This window comes from Austwickia sp. (assembly GCA_016699675.1).
In the GTDB taxonomy this organism is placed as follows: domain Bacteria; phylum Actinomycetota; class Actinomycetes; order Actinomycetales; family Dermatophilaceae; genus Austwickia.
The window spans coordinates 2733326-2755296 of record CP064985.1; the positions used below are offsets into that span (position 1 = coordinate 2733326).

The 21971-nt window shown below is 72.2% G+C and carries 20 protein-coding genes; 16 read left to right on the forward strand and 4 right to left on the reverse strand.

The features are described 5' to 3' along the window. The first annotated feature begins 39 nt into the window (after positions 1–39). On the forward strand, positions 40–909 hold the full coding sequence (gene rsmI / locus IPK37_12495; protein ID QQR99796.1) for a 16S rRNA (cytidine(1402)-2'-O)-methyltransferase: 870 nt from the start codon (positions 40–42) through the stop codon (positions 907–909). Positions 910–1097: 188 nt separating this feature from the next. After that, on the forward strand, positions 1098–2213 hold the full coding sequence (ald, locus tag IPK37_12500) for an alanine dehydrogenase (GenBank protein QQR99797.1): 1116 nt from the start codon (positions 1098–1100) through the stop codon (positions 2211–2213). A 4-nt stretch (positions 2214–2217) separates the two neighbouring features. On the opposite strand, the gene IPK37_12505 is transcribed toward ald, so the two are convergent. Beyond that, positions 2218–3915: an amidohydrolase family protein gene (locus IPK37_12505; GenBank protein QQR99798.1), complete on the reverse strand. Its 1698-nt coding sequence runs from the start codon at positions 3913–3915 to the stop codon at positions 2218–2220. 41 nt (positions 3916–3956) lie between these two features. Here IPK37_12505 and IPK37_12510 point away from each other — a divergent pair, with 41 nt between their 5' ends. The 4 genes from IPK37_12510 to IPK37_12525 all read left to right on the forward strand — a co-directional run bounded on the left by IPK37_12510 (position 3957) and on the right by IPK37_12525 (position 8362). Continuing rightward, positions 3957–4691, forward strand: coding sequence for a succinate dehydrogenase cytochrome b subunit (locus tag IPK37_12510; GenBank protein QQR99799.1), 735 nt, complete (start codon positions 3957–3959; stop codon positions 4689–4691). Between the two features lie 15 nt (positions 4692–4706). Next, positions 4707–6716, forward strand: a complete 2010-nt coding sequence (locus tag IPK37_12515; protein QQR99800.1) for a fumarate reductase/succinate dehydrogenase flavoprotein subunit — start codon at positions 4707–4709, stop codon at positions 6714–6716. A gap of 55 nt (positions 6717–6771) precedes the next feature. Further along, entirely contained in the window at positions 6772–7509 is a 738-nt protein-coding gene (locus tag IPK37_12520) for a succinate dehydrogenase/fumarate reductase iron-sulfur subunit (protein ID QQR99801.1), read from the forward strand. Positions 7510–7675: 166 nt separating this feature from the next. After that, positions 7676–8362, forward strand: coding sequence for an SIMPL domain-containing protein (locus IPK37_12525; GenBank protein ID QQR99802.1), 687 nt, complete (start codon positions 7676–7678; stop codon positions 8360–8362). A 32-nt stretch (positions 8363–8394) separates the two neighbouring features. On the opposite strand, the gene IPK37_12530 is transcribed toward IPK37_12525, so the two are convergent. Beyond that, positions 8395–9597 (reverse strand): hypothetical protein, encoded by a 1203-nt coding sequence (locus IPK37_12530; protein ID QQR99803.1) that lies wholly within the window; start codon positions 9595–9597, stop codon positions 8395–8397. A 145-nt stretch (positions 9598–9742) separates the two neighbouring features. Here IPK37_12530 and IPK37_12535 point away from each other — a divergent pair, with 145 nt between their 5' ends. Together IPK37_12535 and IPK37_12540 are read left to right on the forward strand one after the other, a co-directional pair. Further along, on the forward strand, positions 9743–10906 hold the full coding sequence (locus IPK37_12535; GenBank protein ID QQR99804.1) for an NTP transferase domain-containing protein: 1164 nt from the start codon (positions 9743–9745) through the stop codon (positions 10904–10906). Positions 10907–11043: 137 nt separating this feature from the next. Then, entirely contained in the window at positions 11044–12120 is a 1077-nt protein-coding gene (locus tag IPK37_12540) for a winged helix DNA-binding domain-containing protein (protein QQR99805.1), read from the forward strand. A gap of 54 nt (positions 12121–12174) precedes the next feature. On the opposite strand, the gene IPK37_12545 is transcribed toward IPK37_12540, so the two are convergent. Further along, the gene (locus IPK37_12545; GenBank protein ID QQR99806.1) at positions 12175–13563 is read right to left on the reverse strand and encodes a hypothetical protein; all 1389 of its coding nucleotides are present in this window, start codon (positions 13561–13563) and stop codon (positions 12175–12177) included. Further along, positions 13550–14041, reverse strand: a complete 492-nt coding sequence (locus tag IPK37_12550) for a SigE family RNA polymerase sigma factor (GenBank protein ID QQR99807.1) — start codon at positions 14039–14041, stop codon at positions 13550–13552. Before IPK37_12550 ends, IPK37_12545 begins: the two co-directional genes overlap by 14 nt. 147 nt (positions 14042–14188) lie before the next feature. Between IPK37_12550 and IPK37_12555 the strand changes: the two genes are divergently transcribed. The 8 genes from IPK37_12555 (at position 14189) to IPK37_12590 (ending at position 21926) form a co-directional block, all read left to right on the forward strand. Further along, positions 14189–16024, forward strand: coding sequence for a methionine--tRNA ligase (locus IPK37_12555; protein ID QQR99808.1), 1836 nt, complete (start codon positions 14189–14191; stop codon positions 16022–16024). Further along, complete coding sequence (locus IPK37_12560) at positions 16021–16977, forward strand: TatD family hydrolase (protein ID QQR99809.1); 957 nt, start codon at positions 16021–16023, stop codon at positions 16975–16977. The genes IPK37_12555 and IPK37_12560 overlap by 4 nt, the downstream gene beginning before the upstream one ends. A gap of 324 nt (positions 16978–17301) precedes the next feature. Beyond that, positions 17302–18318 (forward strand): Gfo/Idh/MocA family oxidoreductase, encoded by a 1017-nt coding sequence (locus tag IPK37_12565; protein ID QQR99810.1) that lies wholly within the window; start codon positions 17302–17304, stop codon positions 18316–18318. An 81-nt stretch (positions 18319–18399) separates the two neighbouring features. Then, a complete protein-coding gene (rsmA, locus tag IPK37_12570; protein QQR99811.1) occupies positions 18400–19362 on the forward strand; it encodes a 16S rRNA (adenine(1518)-N(6)/adenine(1519)-N(6))-dimethyltransferase RsmA in 963 nt (320 codons plus the stop codon). Between the two features lie 10 nt (positions 19363–19372). After that, positions 19373–20320, forward strand: coding sequence for a 4-(cytidine 5'-diphospho)-2-C-methyl-D-erythritol kinase (locus tag IPK37_12575; protein ID QQR99812.1), 948 nt, complete (start codon positions 19373–19375; stop codon positions 20318–20320). An 11-nt stretch (positions 20321–20331) separates the two neighbouring features. After that, positions 20332–20721 carry a hypothetical protein gene (locus tag IPK37_12580; protein ID QQR99813.1) on the forward strand — a complete coding sequence of 130 codons (390 nt, stop codon included), beginning with the start codon at positions 20332–20334 and terminating at the stop codon, positions 20719–20721. A gap of 132 nt (positions 20722–20853) precedes the next feature. After that, positions 20854–21465 (forward strand): winged helix-turn-helix transcriptional regulator, encoded by a 612-nt coding sequence (locus IPK37_12585; GenBank protein ID QQR99814.1) that lies wholly within the window; start codon positions 20854–20856, stop codon positions 21463–21465. Beyond that, on the forward strand, positions 21462–21926 hold the full coding sequence (locus tag IPK37_12590) for a hypothetical protein (GenBank protein QQR99815.1): 465 nt from the start codon (positions 21462–21464) through the stop codon (positions 21924–21926). The genes IPK37_12585 and IPK37_12590 overlap by 4 nt, the downstream gene beginning before the upstream one ends. The last annotated feature ends 45 nt before the right edge of the window (positions 21927–21971 follow it).

The window sequence follows — 21971 nt, forward strand, 5'->3', positions numbered from 1 at the left end:
GCGCCGCCGACAAGCCCTCGCACCTGGCAGGATCGCGGGGTGAGCGACAACGCCAGCGCCGCCGGGGGGTTGCTCCTGGCGGCCACCCCGATCGGCAACCCGCTGGACGCCTCGCCGCGCCTCGCGCGCGCGCTCGCCGAGGCCGCGATCGTGGCCGCCGAGGACACCCGCCGGCTGCAGCGCCTCGCCGCGGACCTCGGCGTCCGACCCGCCGGCCGCGTCCTGTCCTACCACGAGCACAACGAGGCGTCCCGGACGCCGGAGCTGGTGGCCGCCCTGTGCGCCGGCGCGTCCGTGCTGGTCGTCACCGATGCGGGGATGCCCAGCGTGTCGGACCCCGGCTACCGGTTGGTGACGGCCGCGCTGGCGCACGACGTACCGGTCACCTGCCTGCCCGGCCCCAGCGCCGTCCTCGCCGCACTCGCGGTGTCCGGGCTGCCGGTCGCGCGGTTCTGCTTCGAGGGATTTCCGCCGCGCAAGCCGGGGGAGCGGGCACGCACCTTCGCAGCGCTCGCGGCCGAGCCGCGCACGATGGTGTTCTTCGAGGCGCCGCACCGGCTGGCCGCGACGCTGCAGGCGATGGCCGACACGTTCGGCGGCGATCGGGCCGCCGCGGTGTGCCGCGAGCTGACGAAGACTTACGAGGAGGTCCGCCGCGGCCCTCTCGCCGACCTCGTCGCGTGGGCCGGGGAGCAGGTGCGCGGGGAGATCACCGTCGTGGTCGCCGGTGCGCCGGCCGGGCCGGGCGACCCCGAGGCCGCCCTGCGCGAGGTCCGCGAGCGGGTCGCCGCTGGGGAGCGGCTCAAGGACGCGTGCAAGGCCGTCGCGGCCCGCACGGGGATCGCCAGCAAGGAGCTGTACGCCGCAGCCACGGCCGGGCCCGAGGACCACGCGCAAACCCGGCCCTGAACCTGGCCCTGAAGCTGGCCCGGAACCCGGCACTGTGCGAGGTGACCACCCCCCGGTGCAGAGCGCCGCAATAACGGAATTCGGCGGACGGCCTGGGGCCCGGATTCCTAGGCTGGACACGTAGCGGCCCGCCGGCCGCAGACCGGCCCAGGATGACCGGCTCACCCAGCAGCGTGCAGGAGGTCGCAGTGAAGATCGGTGTCCCGAAGGAAGTCAAGAACAACGAGTTCCGGGTCGGCATCACCCCGGTCGGCGTGCACGAGCTGGTGGCCCACGGGCACTCCGTGGTGGTCGAGAAGGGCGCCGGCCTCGGGTCGTCCATCACGGACGAGGAGTTCGTCGCCGAGGGCGCCACGATCCTGCCGACCGCGGATGAGGTCTGGGGCGAGGCCGAGATGGTCATGAAGGTCAAGGAGCCGATCGAGCAGGAGTACCACCGGCTTCGCGACGACCTCGTGCTATTCACCTACCTGCACCTCGCCGCCGACCGCCCGCAGACCGAGGAACTCTGCAAGCGGGGGACCACGGCGATCGCGTACGAGACCGTCCAGCTGCCCAGCGGCCTGCTCCCGCTCCTCTACCCCATGTCCGAGGTCGCCGGTTGCCTCGCGCCGCAGGTCGGGGCGCACGCGCTGATGAAGCCGCAGGGTGGCCGCGGCGTCCTCATGGGCGGGGTCGGCGGCGTCGCCAACGCCAAGGTCGTCGTCCTGGGCGGCGGGGTCGCCGGGCAGAACGCCGCCAACATCGCCTTGGGCATGGGCGCGGACGTCACGATCCTCGACACGGACCTGGACAAGCTGCGGCTGAGCTTCTGGCGCTACAACAACCGCGTGCACGGCCTGGCGTCCTCCACCCTGGCCATCCGCCGCGAGGTCATGGCCGCGGACATGGTCATCGGCGCGGTCCTGATCCCGGGGGCGAAGGCGCCCCGGCTGGTGACCAACGAACTCGTGGCGCAGATGAAGCCGGGGTCGGTGCTGGTGGACATCGCGATCGACCAGGGCGGCTGCTTTGAGGACAGCCGGCCGACCACGCACGCCGACCCCACATTCACCGTCCACGGCTCCACGTTCTACTGCGTCGCGAACATGCCCGGCGCCGTGCCGAACACCTCAACCTGGGCCCTGACCAATGCGACGCTGCCCTACGCCGTACGGCTCGCCGACCTCGGCTGGAAGAAGGCCTGCCAGGACGACCACGCGCTGGCGCTGGGGCTCAACACCTACGCCGGCGAGGTCACCTGCCCGGGCGTCGCCGAGGCGTTCGACATGGCCTGCACGCCGCTGGAGAAGGTGCTCGCCTAAGGAGTCAGCCGGCGTAGACGCAGCGCCCGGCCACGAACGTCGCCACCACCTCCGTGGCCCGCAGGGCCGCGCTCGCCTCGGCGGAATCCTCCGGCACGGCGAGCGGGTCCGCGGCCAGCAGGATCAGGTCGCCGGGGTGGCCGGGGGCGAGCCGTACGCCGTCCGTGCTCGCCGCCAGCGCCTCCCGCGTGCGCAGCGCCAGCTCGGGGTGCCAGGCGGGGCGGTCGTCGCCCGACCGGTGCACGGCGGCGGCGATCGCCAGCCACGTGTCCAGTGGGGCGACGGGAGCGTCCGACCCCAGGGCCAGCGGCACTCCGGCGTCCGCGAGGGCGCGGAACGGGAAGCACCGGTCGGTGCGGTCCGGCCAGCAGCGCCCCGTGACGTCCCGGTCGTCCCACAGGTGCGCGGGCTGGACCGACGCGGTGAGGCCGAGCCCGGCCATCCGCCCGATGTCGGCCCACCGCATGAGCTGGGCGTGCTCGATCGTGCCGCCGGCGCCCGTCGTCGCGAACGCGTCGAGCGCGTCCGCGACCGCCCGGTCCCCGATGGCGTGCACCGCGACGTCGAGGCCGCCGCGGCGGGCGCGGCCCATGAGTTCGGCCAGCTCGCGCGGCGGGAGGTTCTGCACGCCGTACGGCGGGTCGCCCGGCTCGGCGTCGGCGAAGGGTTCGCAGCAGTACGCCGTGCGGGTGTTGAGCGAGCCGTCGGAGATGATCTTCAGCGGCCCCATCGTCACCAGGCCGCCACAGCCCGCGAGCGGCTCCCCGGTCCGCAGCCCCGCGCCCAGCGCGCCGTCCAGGTCCGCCGGGTAGACCGCGGCGCGGATCCGCAGGACGTCGACGGCCGGGCCGGCCTCGCCACGGAACCGGGCCGGCCACTGGGCCGGGCCGTTCGCGAACTCCATGTCCACGGCGCCCACCACGCCCCGGGCGCTCGCGGCCGCCGCGACCTCGGCGTACCGTTCCTGCACCGCCTCCGCGACCCCCGGCAGCTCGGCGAGGCGACCGAAGACCGCGAACCACTCCGCCTCCGCGACGACCTCCGGGCCGCCCTGCCCGGCACGGCCGCGAGGCGGCAGGTCGAGCAGCGCCAGGGCCGCCGAGTTGAGCCACGCGTGGTGGGCATCGCCGCTGATCAGCACGACGGGATGGCCGTCGCTCACCTCGTCCAGCGCGGCGACCGTCGCCGGCCGCGGCCAGGCGGCGCTGCGGTGCCCCCAGCCCTGCAGGGTCGTCCCCGGCGGCAGCCCGGCGACCGCGCGGGCCACCAGGGCGCAGGCGTGCTCGGCGTCGCGGGCGCCGGAGGTGTCGAGGCGCAGGGCCCCCAGCACCCACTGGGTCAGATGCACGTGCTGGTCCCACAGGCCGGGCATGATCCAGCGGCCGCCGCCGTCGTAGACCGGCTCGCCGCGTGTCGGCAACCCGCTGCCGATCTCCGCGATCCGGCCCCGGCGGACGCGGACGTCGACCGGTGCCCCGGGCGCGGGCCCGCGGTCGAGAGCGACCGGCCGGACCTGCCGGATCAGCGCGTCCCGCTGATAGTCCGGGTCGTCGACCCCGGGACCTTCGGCACGAGTCCGCGACCGCGCGGGCCGGAAGCCGTGGTCAGGGCCGTGCGGCCCATAGGCTGGCCATCGGCGGGCTGCCGAGACCGAGGGCCGAGACCGATGTGAGATCGGTGCCTTTTCGATCACGGTGGTCATCCAAACCTCAATCCCCCACTAGGACAGGGCAGACTGCGCACGTGGCTACTTCGACTCTGACACCCACCCGGCCGAGTCCGACCCACTCGTCCATCGCGCTCAAGATCGTGATGGCGATCTCCGGCCTGTATTTCGTCTTCTTCGTGCTGTTCCACATGTGGGGGAACCTCAAGATTCTGCCGATCTTCGGCGGGGTGCATTCGTACGACGAGTACGCGCACCACCTGCGGACGATGCTGGAGCCGATCCTGCCGTACACCGGCTTCCTGTGGCTGTTCCGCCTTTCGCTCATCGCCGCGGTCGCGCTGCACATCTGGTCGGCGCTCACGCTGTGGGGCCGCGCCAGCGGGGCGCGGCGGGCGAAGTATTCGGTGAAGTCCACCGTGCAGCGCACCTTCTCCAGCCAGGCGATGCGCTGGGGCGGCATCGCGCTGCTGATGTTCATCCTGTTCCACCTGGCGCAGTTCACCGTCGTGAAGTTCACCGGGGACGGGCGTCGCGGTGGCGACTTCGTGCGCGAGGGCATGGAGAGTCCGGGCGCGCTGCTCATCGCGAGCTTCCAGATCTGGTGGGTCTTCCTGATCTACCTGCTGGCCATGGTCGCGCTGGCGCTGCACCTGCACCACGGCACGTGGAGCGCCTTCCAGACCCTGGGCTGGACGAACACGGCCAAGTCGCGCGCCACCGCCAAGGCCTGCGGCCTGGCCATCGCGACCATCGTCGCGCTCGGCTTCCTCCTGCCGCCGTTCCTGATCCTGCTCGGCGTCGTCAAGTAAGGGCTGATTCGACTCATGACTGAACTCATCAACGGCCTGTACCGCGAGGGCGCGCCGATCCAGGACACCAAGGCCCCGGGCGGGCCCATCGAGCAGCGGTGGACGAAGCGTCGGTTCGAGGCGAAGCTCGTCAACCCCGCGAACCGCCGCAAGCTGACCGTCATCGTCGTGGGCACCGGCCTCGCCGGCGGCGCCGCCAGCGCCACGCTCGGCGAGGCGGGGTACAACGTCAAGGCGTTCTGCTACCAGGACAGCCCGCGGCGGGCCCACTCGATCGCGGCGCAGGGTGGCATCAACGCGGCGAAGAACTACAAGGAGGACGGCGACTCCGTCTACCGGTTGTTCTACGACACCGTCAAGGGCGGCGACTACCGCGCCCGCGAGAACAACGTCTACCGCCTCGCGGAGATCAGCCCCAACATCATCGACCAGTGCGTCGCGCAGGGCGTCCCGTTCGCCCGCGAGTACGGCGGCCTGCTCGACAACCGCTCCTTCGGCGGCGTGCAGGTCTCCCGCACCTTCTACGCCCGCGGCCAGACGGGCCAGCAGCTGCTGATCGGGGCCTACCAGGCCCTCGAGCGGCAGGTGCAGGGCCCGGACAACCCGGCCGGGACCGTGCAGATGTTCGCCCGGCACGAGATGGTCGAGCTGATCCTCGTCGATGGTCGCGCCCGCGGCATCATCGCCCGCGACATGAGCACCGGTGAGATCCAGACGCACCTGGCCGACGCGGTCGTGCTCGCATCCGGCGGCTACGGCAACGTCTTCTTCCTGTCGACCAACGCGATGGGCTGCAACACCACGGCGACGTGGCGGGCGCACCGCAAGGGCGCCTACTTCGGCAACCCCTGCTACACGCAGATCCACCCGACCTGCATCCCGGTGCACGGCGACCAGCAGTCGAAGCTGACGCTGATGTCGGAGTCGCTGCGCAACGACGGGCGCATCTGGGTGCCCAAGCGCGCCGAGGACTGCGACAAGGACCCGCGGCAGATCGCCGAGGAGGACCGGGACTACTACCTGGAGCGGATCTACCCCAGCTTCGGCAACCTGGTCCCGCGCGACATCGCGTCCCGGCAGGCGAAGAACATGTGCGACGAGGGCCGCGGCGTGGGCCCGGAGATCCTCGAGCGCGACGTGGACGGCAACGAGCGGCGCGTGCGCCGCGGCGTCTACCTCGACTTCGTCGAGGCCATCCAGCGGATGGGCAAGGCGGCGGTCGAGGCGAAGTACGGCAACCTCTTCGACATGTACGCCGAGATCACCGGCGAGGACCCGTACCAGACGCCGATGCGCATCTACCCCGCCGTGCACTACACGATGGGCGGCCTGTGGGTCGACTACGACCTGGAGTCCTCGATTCCGGGCCTGTTCGTGACCGGTGAGGCGAACTTCTCCGACCACGGGGCCAACCGCCTCGGCGCCTCGGCGCTGATGCAGGGCCTCTCGGACGGCTACTTCGTCCTGCCCAACACGATCCGCGACTACCTCGCCAGCGGCCCGTACCCGCGGGTCGACGCCAACCACCCTGCGGTGGTCGAGGCGCAGGAGAACGTCAAGGCGCGGATCAACCACTTCCTGGGCACCGGCGGCACCCGGTCGGCCGACAGCTACCACAAGGAGCTGGGGCAGATCATGTGGGAGTACTGCGGCATGGAGCGCACCGAGCCGGGCCTGAAGATCGCGATCAACAAGATCCGCGAACTGCGCAAGGACTTCTGGTCCAACGTGCGGGTCCTCGGCAAGGCCGAGGAGCTCAACCAGTCCCTGGAGAAGGCCGGCCGGGTGGCCGACTTCCTCGAGCTCGGCGAGCTCATGTGCATCGACGCGCTGCACCGCCGCGAGTCCTGCGGTGGCCACTTCCGCGCGGAGAGCCAGACCGAAGACGGCGAGGCCCTGCGGCACGACGACGAGTTCTGCTACGTCGCGGCGTGGGAATGGGGCGGCGAGAACGAGGCGCCGGTCCTGCACAAGGAGCCCCTGGTGTACGAGTTCATCGAGTTGAAGCAGCGGAGCTACAAGTGATCGCCCCACAAAGCTCTCCCGTCCGTCGTCAGTCCAATCCGTTGTGGGGGCCCCGATGAGAATCACGCTCAAGATCTGGCGGCAGGCCGGACCGAACACGCAGGGCTCCCTGCACACCTACCAGGTCGACAATGTGTCGCCGGACGAGTCGTTCCTCGAGATGCTCGACATGCTCAACGAGGACCTCAACGCCCGCGGCGAGGAGCCGGTCGCGTTCGACAGCGACTGTCGTGAAGGCATCTGCGGCATGTGTGGCGTGGTCATCAACGGCCGCCCGCACGGCAAGCGCGGGGTCACGACCTGCCAGCTGCACATGCGCAACTTCAAGGACGGCGACGAGATCACGGTCGAGCCGTGGCGGGCGACGGCGTTCCCGGTCATCAAGGACCTGGTCGTCAACCGCAGCGCGTTCGACCGCATCATCGGCGCCGGCGGCTTCATCTCGGCGAACACCGGTTCCGCCCCCGAGGCGCACTCGGTGCCGGTCGAGAAGAAGAAGGCCGACAAGGCGTTCGAGTCCGCGGCCTGTATCGGGTGTGGTGCGTGCGTCGCGGCCTGCCCGAACGCCGCGGCCATGCTGTTCATGGGCGCCAAGGTCACCCACCTCGGCCTCCTGCCGCAGGGTCAGCCGGAGCGGTGGACCCGCGTCAAGGCCATGGTCGGCCGGCACGACGCCGAGGGCTTCGGCGGGTGCACCAACGTCGGCGCGTGCGCCGACGCGTGCCCCAAGGAGATCCCGATGGACGTCATCTCCATGCTCAACAACGACCTGCGCACCAGCGTGCGGCACTAGCGCGCACAGCTGGGCGGCGCGTCTGACCGCAAGGTTCCTGCGGCACCCGACGTACCGTCTCGAAGCCACCCACCGGCCCGTCCCGATCCGTTCGGGGCGGGCCGGCGGCGTTGCCCCGGGCGTTTCGCACGCCCGACCCGCGACGTCCGTCGGGAACACTGGGGCCATGGACATCACCGTCGTCGGGCACGCGCGGGCCAGCGTCAAGCCGGAGCGGGCCACGCTGCACCTGCTCGCGGGCTTCGAATCGGGCGACAAGAGCGACGCGCTGACCCGGACGACGACGCTCGTCGGCAAGCTCCAGGCGCAGATCAGCGCCCTGGAGGGGGCGGGCGTCTCGCCGATCACCTGGCACGCGGTGCTGCCGGTGCAGACGCGCGCCTACCGCCCGTACTCCGACAAGGGCGCCGTGCTCCCGCAGCGGCACTTGGCCGAGTCGCGCCTCAAGGTGAAGTTCCGCGACTTCGAGGCGCTCAGCCAGTTCGCGGCGCAGGTGGGCGGGGCGGCGGGGGTCACCCTGCAGTACGTCGAGTGGGCGCTGACCGAGGTCTCGCAGACCTACCTGCGCGCTCAGGTGCTCACCCAGGCCGTCGAGGACGCGAAGACGCGGGCGACGGCCATCGCCAAGGCGGCCGGGGCCCAGGGCGTCACGCCGCTGGAGATCGCCGACCCGGGACTGCTGTCGAATGTCACCTCGTCCGGGCCGGTCGGTGCGCACGTCCAGGCGGCGGCGATGCGCGGCGGGCCGGTGGGCTTTTCGGGGAAGGTCGCCGGGGACGAGCAGGGCATCGACCTGGCGCCCGAGGACGTGGTGATCGAGGCCGAGGTGCACGCCCGCTACACGACCACCTGACGCCCGAGCTGGTCGGGCGGCCCCGGAGCGCGTCAGCTCGGACAGGTGAGGGCGTCCAGCAGCGGTCGCGGCGACTGGATGGCCCACCGCGCCTCGGGGCTCAGGTTCATGGTCAGGTCGCTCGCCTGGCTAGCGGACGGCTTGGTGGCGGAACCCGCGCTCGGCGGCGTGCTCGCGCGAGCTGGTGGCTCGGGGTCGATGCGGGCGAACACGCCGGTCCGGGCGCTGCCGACGTAGCTGCGTGCCTCGTCGGCCCGTTCCCCGCCGCTGCGCAGCTCGAGGAGATCCCCGACCCCATGCAGGTCCCGGGAGAAGCCCGGCAGCTCGACGCCCGCCACCGGGTGGGGGGTGGCGCCATCGTCCTGCGACAGGCGCCACAGCAGGCCGTCGCGGACGAACCACAGGTCCCCGCCCGCCACCGCGACCTGGGCGCCGGGCGCCAGCCCGTCGGTGACCTTGGCGGGGGCCTGGCCGGTGCGGGTCTCGGCGACGTCGAGCCGGACGACGCTCAGGGCGGCCGAGCGGCCGCCGTTGCCCACCAGCCACAGCCGCGATCCGGCCAGGGCGCTGACGTCGTACGGCCCCTCCGCGGCCGTGAACGTCCGTCCCGTCGCCCGCTCGTAGGCGACCCACCGGCGCAGCAGCACGCCCGTGGGCTGGGCGACCCCGCCCACCCCCTGGCTCCACACGGCGTACCCCGGCGACAGGAAGACGGTCCCGCCGACGCCGCCGTTCTCGTCGCCGTGGGCGATCAACCGGTCCGTGCCGGTCGCCGCATCCCACAGGTGCACCTCCCCGGTCCCCTTGCCCCCGGGCCACATCACGTGGGCGTACAGCAGGGCGGTCCCGTCCCAGGCCGCGGATGCGGAGGCGTACGCGGGGACGGTCGCGATCCGCCGTACGACGGCGCTGGTGGCGGGGTCGATGAGGGCGTACGGCGTGGCCGCCGGAGGCGCGGCGAGCGACGCGGCCAGCAGGCCGGAGGGGCTCGGCGTACCGAACACGAACTGGTACGGAGCCGTCCCTGACAGGCGCGGGGGCGTGCGCCAGGCCTGGACGGCCCCTGCCGGCAGCTCGCCGCAGTCCTCGCCCTGCGGGCCCACCCGGTGTCGGTCCGCGACCGCTCCCAGACGCGGCGTGCCGGGAGGTGCCGGGGCGTCGACGCCGGTCGTCGTACACCCGGCAAGAGCCGCGGCGGCCACCAGCGCTGCCCAGGCCGTTCGTCGCGCGCGCATGGTCCCTCCTGTCGTCCCAGGTCTCTCTCATGGTGCAGAGCGGGCAGGGGCGAGTCCCGGTTGCCGCGCCGAAGGCCGCTGGGGAGCCGGAAGACCCGGCGTGCGTGCGGCCGCCGTACGGCGCGTGCGCCCCTAGGGTCGAGGCATGTACGAGCCCAAGGTCCTCGCGTTGATTCTGGCCGGCGGCAAGGGAAGTCGGCTCGGGGCGCTGACCGAGCGGGCGGTGAAGCCGGCGCTGCCCTTCGGCGGGACCTACCGGCTGATCGACATCTCCCTGTCCAACCTGGCGCACAGCCACATCAGCGACGTGGGGATCGTGCAGCAGTACCTGCCCGGGTCGCTCAACCGGCACCTGGCCAACGGGCGGCCCTGGGACCTGGACCGCTCGCACGGGGGTCTGCGGATCCTCGCGCCGTACCAGGGCCGCGAGGGGGAGGGCTTCGCGTCCGGCAACACGGACTCGATCTATCGGCACGCCCACGAGATCGAGATGAGCTGCGCCGACGTCGTGTTGGTGCTGTCGGCGGACCACGTCTACACGCTGGACTTCCGGGACGTGCTCGCCACGCACGCCCGCACCGACGCCGACCTGACGATCGTGACGACGCGGATCGATCGGGACGTGACGCGGTACGGCGTCGTGCACACGGATGCCGAAGGGGTCGTGACCGCGTTCGACTACAAGCCGGACGAGGCGGCGACGCAGACCGTGGCGTGCGAGGTGTTCTGCTACGACGCCGACGACCTCGTGGCCGGGCTGCGGGCGCTTGCTGGCCAGGGGGAGCTGGGGGATTACGGCGAGGACCTGGTGCCCTACTTCGTGGCCAACCACCGCGTGGTCGAGCACCGGATGGACGGGTACTGGCTGGATCTCGGGACGCTGCAGTCCTATTGGGCGGGCAACCTGCAGCTGCTGCACGGTGCGGGCGTCCGGCTCGACGATCCGACGTGGCCGATCTGGACCGCCCAACCGCAACTCCTGCCTGCGCGCATCGAACCCGGCGCGGTGGTGGACTCCTCGATGGTCAGCGCGGGGGCCCGGGTGGCGGGTCGGGTCACTCGGTCGCTGCTCGGCCCGCGGGTGGTCGTGGAGGCCGGCGCCGAGGTGGAGGACTGCGTGATCCTCGACGGGGTGGCGATCGGCTCGGGGGTGCGGCTGCGCAACTGCGTGGTCGTGCCGGAGGCGCAGGTTCGCGGCGGCGGCCCGCGGGGCACGGCCGACGCGGTGACCCTGATCGGACGCGACGGCACGATCGCCGAGCGCGAGAAGCTCGATCCTGGCGAGGAGCTCCCGGCCCACCTGCGCTGACGCAGTACGGCGTCGGGCTGGCCTCGGCGGGATCGCGCTCCCGACGGCCGACGGTACGGTTCGGGGCATGGCGTACTCGTGGGAGGACCTCGCCGCGCTCGCCCTGGGTCGGCAGTTCCCCGAGGTGGCGGGCCGCGATGTCGAGGCCGTCGTCGAGGCGGGGCAGCGGGTGGGGCCGGTGCAGGCGCAGACGGCACGGTCGCCGTGTCGGGCTCGCCGCGCGGCTGCCCGGCGTCGCGAAGGCGACGATCGACGCGGCGTACGAGGCGTCCGCGCTCGTGCGCGGCAGCACCCTCCGCGGGACCGTGCACGCCTGCGTGGCCGCGGACCACCCCCTGCTCGACGCGGTGACCCGCCTCGGCAATCGGCCGCTATGGGCCCGGACGTTGCGCCTGGTGGAGACCAGCCTGGAGGAGGTGTGGGAGGGCATCGAGGCGTACGCCGCGCCCGGCTGGCGCACGGTGGCCGAACTGGTCGATCACCTGGCGGTGTGGTTGGCCGCCCACGACCCGGGGGCGCAGCCGGCGCTCGCGAACGCGGCGGGGCGGTTCTTCGCGCTCGGCCATGGCGGCCTCGTGCGGCGGCCGCTGTCCGGCGGCTGGGAGGGGCAGGGGGCGCCGGGCTACCGGACCGCGAGTGTGCTCCTGGGGGATGCGGGCGAGCGATCCCGGCTGGCCGCCGACCCCGCGGCGGTGCTGGACGCGGCGGTCCGGCGCCACCTGAGCGCGCACGGACCCGCGAGCCGCCAGGACATCGCATGGTGGTCCGGCGTCGGGCTGCGGCCGGTCGACGCGGCGCTGGCCAGGCTGGCGGGCGAGCTGACCGCGACGCCGGGCCCGGACGGACGGCTCTACCACGACGTGGCCGAAAGTCCCGCGCCCGCGCGGACCCTGACCGGGGTGCGGCTGCTGCCGGAGTTCGACGCGCCGTTGTGCGGGTACGACCCGCCCGCCCGCACCCGGTTCATCGATCCCGGCCACCACGCGGTGCTCTGGTCCGCGAAGAACGGGCTCATCCAGGCGCCGCTGCTGGTGGACGGGCGGATCACCGGGTACTGGCGGCTGACCGGCACCGGCGCGCGGCGCGGCCTGGAGGCGACGTGGTTCGCGCGAACCCGCCGCCCGCGGCGCGCCGAGTTCGACGAACCGATGGCGCACCTGGCCACGGCGTACGGCGTGCGCGCGACCGCCCTGACCCTGCAGCGCGCGTCATGAGCAGCGCTGCGAGCTTCAGCGCAGGCCGCCCCCATCGCGGGGCGATGGCCCGGTTCACCGACAGGCTGCGGCTAGCGCCGCCCGCACCGCCTCGGCGTCGGCGACGTTGATCGCCGACGGGAACTTCTCGGCGGATGCGGGGACGACGAGCCTGCCCAGCCAGGACTGGGCGGGATAGCGCAGCCGAGTAGCAGCGCCCGTCTCGGCATCGATCACCACACTGACCAGCCCGACCGATGCGTAGCTCTGCGCCACGGAGATCAGTCCGCCGCCCACGGTGGGGTAGGCATCTCGTGCGTCGGTCAGCCGCCGCACCTGTCGCGGGGCCCTGCCCGGGGCATCGACGACCATCAGGCGGTCGCCGTCGACCCAGGCGACGGACCGGCCGTCTGAGGAGACCTGTGTCGGGACCCGGATCCCCGTGGCGACCACGGTCGGCGTCCCGGAGCCGAGGTCGGCGACCCGTAGGAGCCGGTCACCATCGACGGCCCAGAGGTCGGTCCCAAGGATCCCCACCGGCATGAGCTTGCTCTCCGCGAGGATGTCGAGCCGGCCGGAATCGAGGTGGTAGCGCACCAGGCGGTATCGACCGTCGAACGTGCCCAGCCCCCGTGGACCGTCGTGGCCCTCCTGCCAGATGGCGACGTTGCTGCCGACCGCCGGGGCGCTCGCGAACGCGGCCGGCCCCCAACCCTGATCGTCGTGGGCACCGATCAGCGTCACGCGTCCGGTGGTCGAGTCCCAGAGGAACACCTCGACCCCCACCATGACCCCCCGGGCATAGACGGCGAGACGCCCGTCCCACCGTCCCCAGACCGACTGTTGCACGCGAGCTTCGGCCACGACGGGGCCAACAGCGCCGGTCGTCAGGTCCACCAGGCGGAGGCGGCGTTCCTCCCCGTGGTCATCGAGCCTGACCTCCACCACGCCCTGCGTCGAGGTCGCCGCCCCAACAGGACTGAAGCCGTCGGCCCACCGGCCGGTCAGTTTCAGGCCGGCCTGGTCACCGGCCTTGCTCAGCGGGGCTCGGAGGTTTTCGGGGAGGCGGCCGCACGCTCGGCCGTCTGGGCTCACCACGCTTTGCTCCGGGATCTGCAGCGCCCGGGGCACCCCCGGGTCAGGGGTCGCGAGCGGCTCGTCGGGGTCGGGGTCGTGTGGGGGTGTCGGCGTCACCGACGCTGTTGAGCTGGCGCCCGTGGCGGGGGTCAGATTCGGCGGGGCGGAGCGCAGCGGCCCCACCGTGAGGGTCGCGGCGGCGAGGGCGGCGACCGTGGCCGTGCCGAGCACGCCGTACGCCGTGCGGCGGCGCTGCACCCGCGTCCGTCCCGCGGCCTCGATCCCCGCCAGGTCGTACCGCATGGGCGGGGCCCCGGCCTCCAGGACGCGGGTGATGACCTGATCGTCGGCGCCGTAGCGGCGCTCGTCGTACTCATGCGGTGACATGGTCGTCTCCCAGGGCGAGGCGCAGCTTGCGAAGGCCGTCGAAACCGGAGGACTTCACGGCCCCGACGGAGATGCCGAGAAGGTCGGCGACGGTGCGTTCGGGCAGGTCGGCGAGGTGGCGCAGGACGACGACCTGGCGCTCGCGGGCCCCGAGTCCGGCCAGGGCGCGGACGATGTCCACGTGGTCGGGGTCGCTGGGCCGGGCCGGCCGGTCCGGGGGGTCGGCGGAGACCTGTTCGCGGCGGCGACGCCGCCACTCGTCGGTGTGCAGGTTGACCAGGACGCGATGGGCGTAGCCGCCCGGGTCTTCGTCGTTGCGCGTCAGCCGTGGCCACACGACGTACAGCCTGGTCAGCGTCTCCTGCACGAGGTCCTCGGCGCGGCTGGGGTCGCCGGCGAGATACCAGGCCGTGCGCAACAACCGCGGACCCGAGGAGATCACGAACTCCTCGAAGCTCTCCCGCTGATCCGCGCGCATGGTGGCGGTCCTTCCCCGCGGGGGCCGGGGGTCCCAGCCCGCACACTCATTCCACGCCACGGCGGGGCGAAAGGTTGCCCGCCCCTCCCGACGTACGGCGAAAAACCCCGCAAAGGCGCCGCTCACCGCGCCACTAGACTCGGCCGCATGACGAAGGTGCTCTCCGCTGTCGCGTGGCCGTATGCCAACGGCCCCCGCCACATCGGGCACGTCGCCGGTTTCGGCGTGCCCTCCGACGTGTTCAGCCGCTACATGCGCATGGCCGGGCACGACGTCCTGATGGTGAGCGGCACCGACGAGCACGGCACCCCGATCCTGGTCGCCGCCGACCAGGCCGGCGTCACCCCCCGCGAGCTGGCGGACACCAACAACCGAATCATCGTGGAGGACCTGGTCAACCTCGGCCTGTCCTACGACCTGTTCACGCGCACCACGACCCGCAACCACTACGCGGTGGTGCAGGAGCTGTTCCGCGGGGTCTACCGCAACGGCTACATGATCGAGCAGACGACGTTCGGGGCGATCAGCCCGTCGACGGGGCGTACCCTCCCCGACCGCTACATCGAGGGCACCTGCCCGATCTGCGGTGCCACCGACGCCCGTGGCGACCAGTGCGACACCTGCGGCAACCAGCTCGACCCGACCGACCTCATCGACCCGCGGTCCAAGGTCAACGGGGAGACGCCGCAGTTCGTGGAGTCCCGGCACTTCTTCCTCGACCTGCCGGCGCTCGCCGAGGCGCTCACCGAGTTCCTCGACGCGCGCGAGGAGACCGGGCTGTGGCGGACCAACGTGATCCGGTTCAGCAAGGGCCTGCTCAAGGACATGAAGCCGCGCGCGATGACCCGCGACATCGACTGGGGCATCCCGATCCCGCTCGACGGCTGGCGGGACAACCAGCACAAGCGGCTCTACGTGTGGTTCGACGCGGTGATCGGCTACCTGTCGGCAGCGATCGAATGGGCCCGCCGCCAGGGGGATGCGGATCGCTGGCGCGAGTGGTGGAACAACCCGGAGGCGGTCAGCTACTACTTCCAGGGCAAGGACAACATCACCTTCCACTCCCAGATCTGGCCCGCGGAGCTGCTCGGCTACATGGGGCGGGGGAATCGCGGCGGGGAACCGGGGGAGTACGGCGAGCTGACCCTGCCCACCGAGGTCGTCGCCAGCGAGTTCATGACGATGGAGGGCAGGCAGTTCTCCAGCTCCCGCGGCGTGGTGATCTACGTGCGCGACATGCTGTCCCGCTACCAGCCGGACGCGCTGCGCTACTTCATCTCCGCGGCCGGTCCGGAGACCTCCGACTCCGACTTCACCTGGGCCGAGTTCGTGCAACGCACCAACTCCGAGCTGGTCGCCGGCTGGGGCAACCTGGTCAACCGCACCGCCAGCATGATCGCCAAGAACTTCGGCGAGATCCCGGCGTGCGGGCCGCTGGAGCCCGGCGACGAGGAGGTGCTTGCTGCAGTTCGCGGGGGGTTCGCGACGGTCGGCGACGCCATCGAGCACCACCGGCAGCGCGCGGCGCTCGCCGAGGCGATGCGGCTGGTCGGCGAGGTCAACGCGTACGTCTCCCGGACCGAGCCCTTCAAACTCAAGGGCGCGGACCAGCGGGCGCGGCTGGGCACGATCCTGCACGTGCTGGCGCAATGCGTCAGCGACCTCAACCTCATGCTGAGCCCGTTCCTGCCGCACTCCTCCAACGCCGTGCACCGAGTCCTCGGCGGCGACGGGACGCTCACGCCGATGCCGCGCCTCGAAGAAGTCGAGGACTACCCGGACGAGGTCGAGGGGCTGGCGGACGGGGAGCTGCACCGGTACCCGGTGATCACCGGCGACTACTCCGGCTTCCCGGCCTGGGGGAGTGCCCCGGTGGTGCCCGGCACTCCGATCGCCAAGCCGTCCCCGATCTTCACCAAGCTCGACCCGAGCGTGGTCGAGGAGGAGGTCGACCGGCTGCGCGGGGAGGGTGCGCCCGAGTGAGCGGCGCGGGAGCCGGTTCGGCAGGGGGAGCCAGCGGCCGTACGTCGGGTGGGCGCGACGCCGGCGGCGTCGGCGGCCCGCGGCACCCGTCGTACCCCTCCGTCGCCCCAGGCACCCGCGCCGACGGCGGCGCGCAGCCGCCCGACCCGCTGCCCCTGCCCGTCGTCGACAACCACTGTCACCTCGACATGGCCCGGCACGGTGAGCCCGAGACGGACATCACCGCCGTGCTGCGCGCGGCGGCCGCCGTCGGGGTGGATCGGGTGGTGCACATCGGCTGCGACCTGCCGGCGGCGCGGCAGGCGCCCGAGCTGGCGACGACGTACCCGGGAATGCTCGCCGGAGTCGCCTTGCACCCCAACGAGATTCCCGCGCTCGCGGCGGCCGGGGAGCTGGCCGACGCGCTGGCCGAGATCGAGCGAATCGCCGCGCACCCCCGCGTGCGGGTGGTGGGGGAGACCGGGCTGGACTACTACCGCACCGAGCCGCCCGGGCGCGGGGTGCAGGCCGACGCCTTCCGCGAGCACATCGCCATCGCCAAGCGGCTGGGCAAGCCGCTGCAGATCCACGACCGCGAGGCCCACGACGACGTGCTGGCGATTCTGGCGGCCGAGGGCGCGCCCGACGTGACCGTGCTGCACTGCTATTCGGGCGACATCGCGATGGCGCGGGAATGTGTGGCGCGCGGGTACTACTTGAGCTTCGCCGGGCCGATCACCTTCAAGAGCGCCCGCGACCTGCGAGACGCGCTCTCCGTGGTGCCGCTGGACCGAGTGCTGGTGGAGACCGACGCGCCGTATCTCGCGCCGACCCCGCACCGAGGCCGCACCAACGCGCCGGCGCTGATCCCGTTCACGGTGCGGGCGATGGCGGGGGTGCTGGCGGTGGACGTGCCCACGCTGTGCCGCGCGCTGTCCGACAACGCCGAGCGCCTCTACGGCCCCTGGCGCTGACCCTTCCCCGCCGAACGCCCCGCGACGAGTGCTTACCCGTCCGCTCGCAAGGAGCTGGATGACCGTTCGTGACCTGCGCAAAGGGTGCCATGGCACCAAACGTGCAGGTCGTGAACGGTCGGCTTGTGGATAATTAAGGGTGCGCTGCTGCGAGACGACCGTTCGTGACCTGCGCAAAGGGTGCCATGGCAGCAAACGTGCAGGTCGTGAACGGTCGCGTTGTGGATAACGCCCGGAGGGAACCCGGGCAAACGCCGACGAGCCTCTCGACACCGCGGATGTTTCTCTTGACAGGACATATGCACAAGCGATCGACTTAGCCTCATGACGACAACGGCGCGCGTGGGGCTTCTCGGGATTGGACGGATCGGCGTGGGTCACGCCACGGCGCTGAAAAATCTGCCGCGGGTCGGCGAAGTCGTCCTCGCCGACGTCGCGCCCGGCCGGGCCGAACAGGTCGCCGCCGAGCTGGGGGTCTCGCACGGCAGCGTCGACGACGTCTTCGACACCGCTCGGGTGGACGCCCTGGTCATCGCCACCGGCACGGACACCCACGCGGACCTGCTCGTCCGCGCCGCCGAGGCCAAGATGCCCGTCTTCTGCGAGAAGCCCGTGGCCATGGACATCGCGAGCGCCCGCCGGGCCATCGACGCGCTGGCGGCCGCCGGCAATCTCAACCACATCGGTTTCCACCGCCGGTTCGACGCCGGCTACCGAGAGGCCAAGCGCCGCCTGACCGCCGGCGACCTCGGCGAGCTCCGCCGCGTCCACATGGTCACCTGCGACATGGACACCCCCGACCCGAGCTTCATCCCCACGTCCGGCGGGATCTTCCGCGACTGCCTCATCCACGACTTCGACAGCCTGCGCTGGCTGACCGGCAAGCGGATCGAGACCGTGTACGCGCTCGGCACGGCCAAGGGCGACCCCGTCTTCGCGGCCAGCCGCGACGCCTCGGACGCGGTTCTCGTGCTGCAGATGGAGGACGGCGTCCTAGGCACGGCGCAGACCTCGCGCTACAACGGCGCCGGTCACGACGTACGCATGGAGATCGCCGGCACGCAGGGCGGCGCCGTCGTCGGCCTGGAGGACCGCGCGGCGCTGCGCTCGGCGGAGCCGGGGCACCGCGACCTGCCCGGCCCGGTCTGGGTGAACTTCCTGGAACGCTTCCAGCCCTGCTACGCCGCCGAGCTGGGGGCCTTCGTCGATGCCGTCTGCGACGGCACGCCGAGCCCGTGCACCGCGGCGGACGCCCTGGAGGCGCTGTACGTCGCGATGGCCGCCACCACGTCGTACCACGAGGGCCGCCCGGTCCCCGTCGACGAGATCCGCACCTCCTGACCGGCTGAGCGACCCGGCCATCGCCGGCGGGATAGCGCGGGCCTGCGCGGGGCCGGCGTCGAGCGGCCTAGGCTGAGGCCCATGTCGTACGCCGACCCCGGGATGCCGCCGGACAACGGTGGCGACCGCGGTCCGACGCCCGCCGGCGAGTTGCTGGGCGCCGCGCGGGTGCGTCAGGTCGCCGCCGACCTCGGCGTACGGCCGACGAAGACCTGGGGGCAGAACTTCGTCGTCGACGCCAACACCGTCCGCCGGATCGTGCGGCTGGCCGGGGTCGGCCCCGACGACGATGTCGTCGAGATCGGCCCCGGGCTGGGCTCGCTGACGCTGGCCCTGCTGGAGATCGCCGGGCACGTCACCGCGATCGAGATCGACCCGCTGCTCGCGGCCCGGCTCCCGCAGACGGTCGCCGAGCTGATGCCGGCGCGGGCGGACCGGCTGACGGTGCTGGCCGCGGACGCCCTGCGGGTCGCCGAGCTCCCGCCGCGGCCCGCGGGGCCGGGGTCCGCGGTGCCGCGGCCGGCGGGACCGACGCGACCCACCGCGCTGGTGGCCAACCTCCCGTACAACGTCTCGGTGCCCGTGCTGCTCACGTTCCTGGAACGCTTCCCGACGATCGAGCGCGCGCTGGTGATGGTCCAGCTGGAGGTCGCCGAGCGGCTGGCGGCGGCGCCGGGCAGCAAGGCGTACGGGGTGCCGAGCGTGAAGGCGGCCTGGTACGCCGACGTCCGGCTCGCGGGCACCGTGCCGCGCTCCGTGTTCTGGCCGGTCCCCAACGTGGATTCGGGGCTGGTCGAGCTCCTGCGCAAAGAACCTCCGGTCCTCGGCCCGGGGGTCGGGCGCGCCGATGTGTTCGCGTGTGTCGACGCCGCCTTCGCGCAACGCCGCAAGACCCTGCGCGCGGCGCTGGCCGGGTGGGCGGGCGGCGCCGCGAACGCCGAGCAAGCGCTGGTGGCGGCGGGGATCGACCCGAAGGCGCGCGGCGAACAGCTCGGGGTCCGGGAGTTCGCCCGCATCGCGGAGGCCCGGCGTACGGCGTCGTAGGGTGTGGGACATGACCGGTGCACCCCCCGCCTCGCTGACCGTGCGGGTCCCGGCCAAGATCAACCTCGAGCTGGTGGTGGGCCCGCTGCGCGCCGACGGCTATCACGACCTCGCCACGATCTTCCACGCGGTGAGCCTGTACGACGAGCTCACGGTGACGCCCAGCCCCGACTGGGCGGTGACCGTCGAGGGGCCCTACGCGGATCTCGTGCCGGTCGATCAGGGCAATCTCGTGCTGCGCGCGGCGCGGATCTACGCCGAGCAGGTGGGGGTGGATGAGGACGAGCCGCACTGCCACTTCCACATCGACAAGGAGATCCCGGTGGCAGGGGGGATGGCCGGTGGCTCCGCGGACGCCGCGGCCGCGCTGCTGGCCATGGACACCTTCTTCGGGATGAACGGGGACCGCGACACGATCGAGTTCCTCGCCAGCGAGCTGGGCAGCGACGTGAACTTCGCGCTGGTCGGCGGGACGGCGATCGGATCGGGGCGGGGTGAGCAGGTGGCGCCGGTGCTGGGCCGCGGGAAGTATCACTGGGTGCTCGTCCCCAGTGACGAGGGACTGTCGACGCCGCGGGTGTTCGCCGAGCTGGACCGCCTTCGCGCGGAGCGCGGTGACACCGACGTGGCGGCCCCGCAGCCGACCCCCGCCATGATGCAGGCGCTGCGGTCCGGTGACGTCGACGCGCTGGGGGCGGCGCTGCACAACGACCTGCAGGAGGCCGCCTTTTCGCTTCAGCCGCGGCTGCGGGACGTGCTGGCGGCGGGGCTGGAGTACGGCGCGAAGGGCGGCATCGTCTCGGGCTCTGGCCCGACCGTCGCCTTCCTCGTGGACGGCCCCGAGGGCCAACTGGACCTGGCCGTGGCGCTGACGGCATCCGGCGTGGCCGGGGACGTGAAGCGCGCCACCGGGCCGGTGCACGGCGCCCACTTCGTGACGACCCCCCGCGGCCGCTGATCGGCTGGGACATGCGCAAGCGTCGGGTGGCGTTCTTCATCGCGATCCTGGTGGTGCTGCTGGTCGCCGGGGTTTCGGTTGCCTATCGCACGGCGTACGGCGTGTGGTGGTCCGAACCGGACCGCTTCGAGGACTGCGACCGGACGTACCACCGGGGCACCGGCGATCCGCTCACGTTCGACGCCGTCCGCGCGATGTCGAGCCAGACCGCGCTACCCAGGGACGCTCCTTACCCGTTGCAGCAGGTCGGCACGGCACCGCCCCTGGTCGGCGGCCGACTCCTGGCCGCGGTCACCCCTGAGCAGCGGCGGCGCGAGCTTCATGTGCCCTGCGCGATGGTGGTCTTCCGGCAGATCGGGGAGGACTCCTACCGGGTGTACGTCATCAGCGGCGGCCCGTGACGCCGAGTGCCGCCCGGCGGGCCGGGCACTCGCAACGGGGTCGACGGCCCGCCGCCGTCGTGATCTACCCGGTGTCGTGAGTCTCGCCGTGGTGTTGTCTTCACCTAAGACTTCTTGAATAATGGAAGAGTTATGCGATCTTCCCCCCCTCCGCTGCTGCCCATCCTGCGCTCGCGAGTGCAGGGGGAAATCCTCGCGCAGACGTACTTGCATCCCGACGACGAGTACAGCATCACCGATCTCGCCCGCCTCGTCGATGCCTCCACCAAGGCCGTCCAGCAGGAGGTGGACCGTTTAGTCCGGAACGGCTACCTCCTCGACCGCAAGCTCGGGACCTTGCGGCTAGTCCGGGCCGCCCCTGACACGCCGATCGTCCGACCGCTCACGGATCTCCTCGCCGTGACCTACGGGCCACTTCCGGTCGTCACGAAACTGCTCGTCGGCGTGGGTGGAATTCGCCGGGCCTTCATCTACGGGTCCTGGGCGGCGCGCTACCACGGCGAACCAGGCCCGGTCCCTGTCGACGTCGACGTCCTGGTCGTAGGGGAAGCGGACGTGGACGAGCTCGATCATGCGGCAGCGCAGGCGGAACGCGTCTTGCGTCGCGAGGTGAACGTGCGCCGTGTTCGCCCCGAGGTCTGGTCGGCCGGCGAGGACCCCTTTCTCCGCACCGTGCGGGAACGGCCACTGGTGGAACTCACGCTCGGCGACGCCCCAGCGCCACACCCGAAGGAATCGACATGAGGTGGGCCCAGGGGCGCGCCGACATCGAGCGAATGCTCGCCGATGGTGAGCTTGGGCGCGTCGCTGCGAGTCGCGAACACGCGGAGCGGCTGCTGGGCCAAGCCCGTCGCCACCTCGAAGCAGCGGAGCTCACCTGCGAGCTGGATCCTGAGGGGTCCTACGGCATGCTGTACGACGCGAGTCGCAAAGCGCTCTGGGCGACGCTGGCGAATCAGGGCCTACGCCCCACGACGAGGGGCGGGCACCTGGCGGTGTATCACGCGGTGATGGCGCAGCTGGACCCACCGCTTGGTGCCCAATTGCGCCCCTTCGACCGGATGCGTCGGCGTCGCCACGAGGTCGAGTACCCGGAGATCGACACGCCGGAGGTCGTGCCCCAGGACGTGCGCGATGACGTCCCCAAGGTCCGGGTCATCCTCGACATCGCGACGCGCGTGCTCGACTCCATGGGCGTGTTCTAGGCGTTCGTTCCCCGGACCACCGCTTGCCCCGCCACCATCGAAGCG

What these genes read in the sequence shown, in the direction of transcription:
- IPK37_12505 (QQR99798.1), bottom strand. Translation starts at nt 3,915, where the DNA reads ATGACCACCGTGATCGAAAAGGCACCGATCTCACATCGGTCTCGGCCC.
- IPK37_12515 (QQR99800.1), top strand. Translation starts at nt 4,707, where the DNA reads ATGACTGAACTCATCAACGGCCTGTACCGCGAGGGCGCGCCGATCCAG.
- IPK37_12520 (QQR99801.1), top strand. Translation starts at nt 6,772, where the DNA reads ATGAGAATCACGCTCAAGATCTGGCGGCAGGCCGGACCGAACACGCAG.
- IPK37_12525 (QQR99802.1), top strand. Translation starts at nt 7,676, where the DNA reads ATGGACATCACCGTCGTCGGGCACGCGCGGGCCAGCGTCAAGCCGGAG.
- IPK37_12530 (QQR99803.1), bottom strand. Translation starts at nt 9,597, where the DNA reads ATGCGCGCGCGACGAACGGCCTGGGCAGCGCTGGTGGCCGCCGCGGCT.
- IPK37_12535 (QQR99804.1), top strand. Translation starts at nt 9,743, where the DNA reads ATGTACGAGCCCAAGGTCCTCGCGTTGATTCTGGCCGGCGGCAAGGGA.
- IPK37_12540 (QQR99805.1), top strand. Translation starts at nt 11,044, where the DNA reads ATGTCGAGGCCGTCGTCGAGGCGGGGCAGCGGGTGGGGCCGGTGCAGG.
- IPK37_12545 (QQR99806.1), bottom strand. Translation starts at nt 13,563, where the DNA reads ATGTCACCGCATGAGTACGACGAGCGCCGCTACGGCGCCGACGATCAG.
- IPK37_12550 (QQR99807.1), bottom strand. Translation starts at nt 14,041, where the DNA reads ATGCGCGCGGATCAGCGGGAGAGCTTCGAGGAGTTCGTGATCTCCTCG.
- IPK37_12555 (QQR99808.1), top strand. Translation starts at nt 14,189, where the DNA reads ATGACGAAGGTGCTCTCCGCTGTCGCGTGGCCGTATGCCAACGGCCCC.
- IPK37_12565 (QQR99810.1), top strand. Translation starts at nt 17,302, where the DNA reads ATGACGACAACGGCGCGCGTGGGGCTTCTCGGGATTGGACGGATCGGC.
- rsmA (QQR99811.1), top strand. Translation starts at nt 18,400, where the DNA reads ATGTCGTACGCCGACCCCGGGATGCCGCCGGACAACGGTGGCGACCGC.
- IPK37_12575 (QQR99812.1), top strand. Translation starts at nt 19,373, where the DNA reads ATGACCGGTGCACCCCCCGCCTCGCTGACCGTGCGGGTCCCGGCCAAG.
- IPK37_12580 (QQR99813.1), top strand. Translation starts at nt 20,332, where the DNA reads ATGCGCAAGCGTCGGGTGGCGTTCTTCATCGCGATCCTGGTGGTGCTG.
- IPK37_12585 (QQR99814.1), top strand. Translation starts at nt 20,854, where the DNA reads ATGCGATCTTCCCCCCCTCCGCTGCTGCCCATCCTGCGCTCGCGAGTG.
- IPK37_12590 (QQR99815.1), top strand. Translation starts at nt 21,462, where the DNA reads ATGAGGTGGGCCCAGGGGCGCGCCGACATCGAGCGAATGCTCGCCGAT.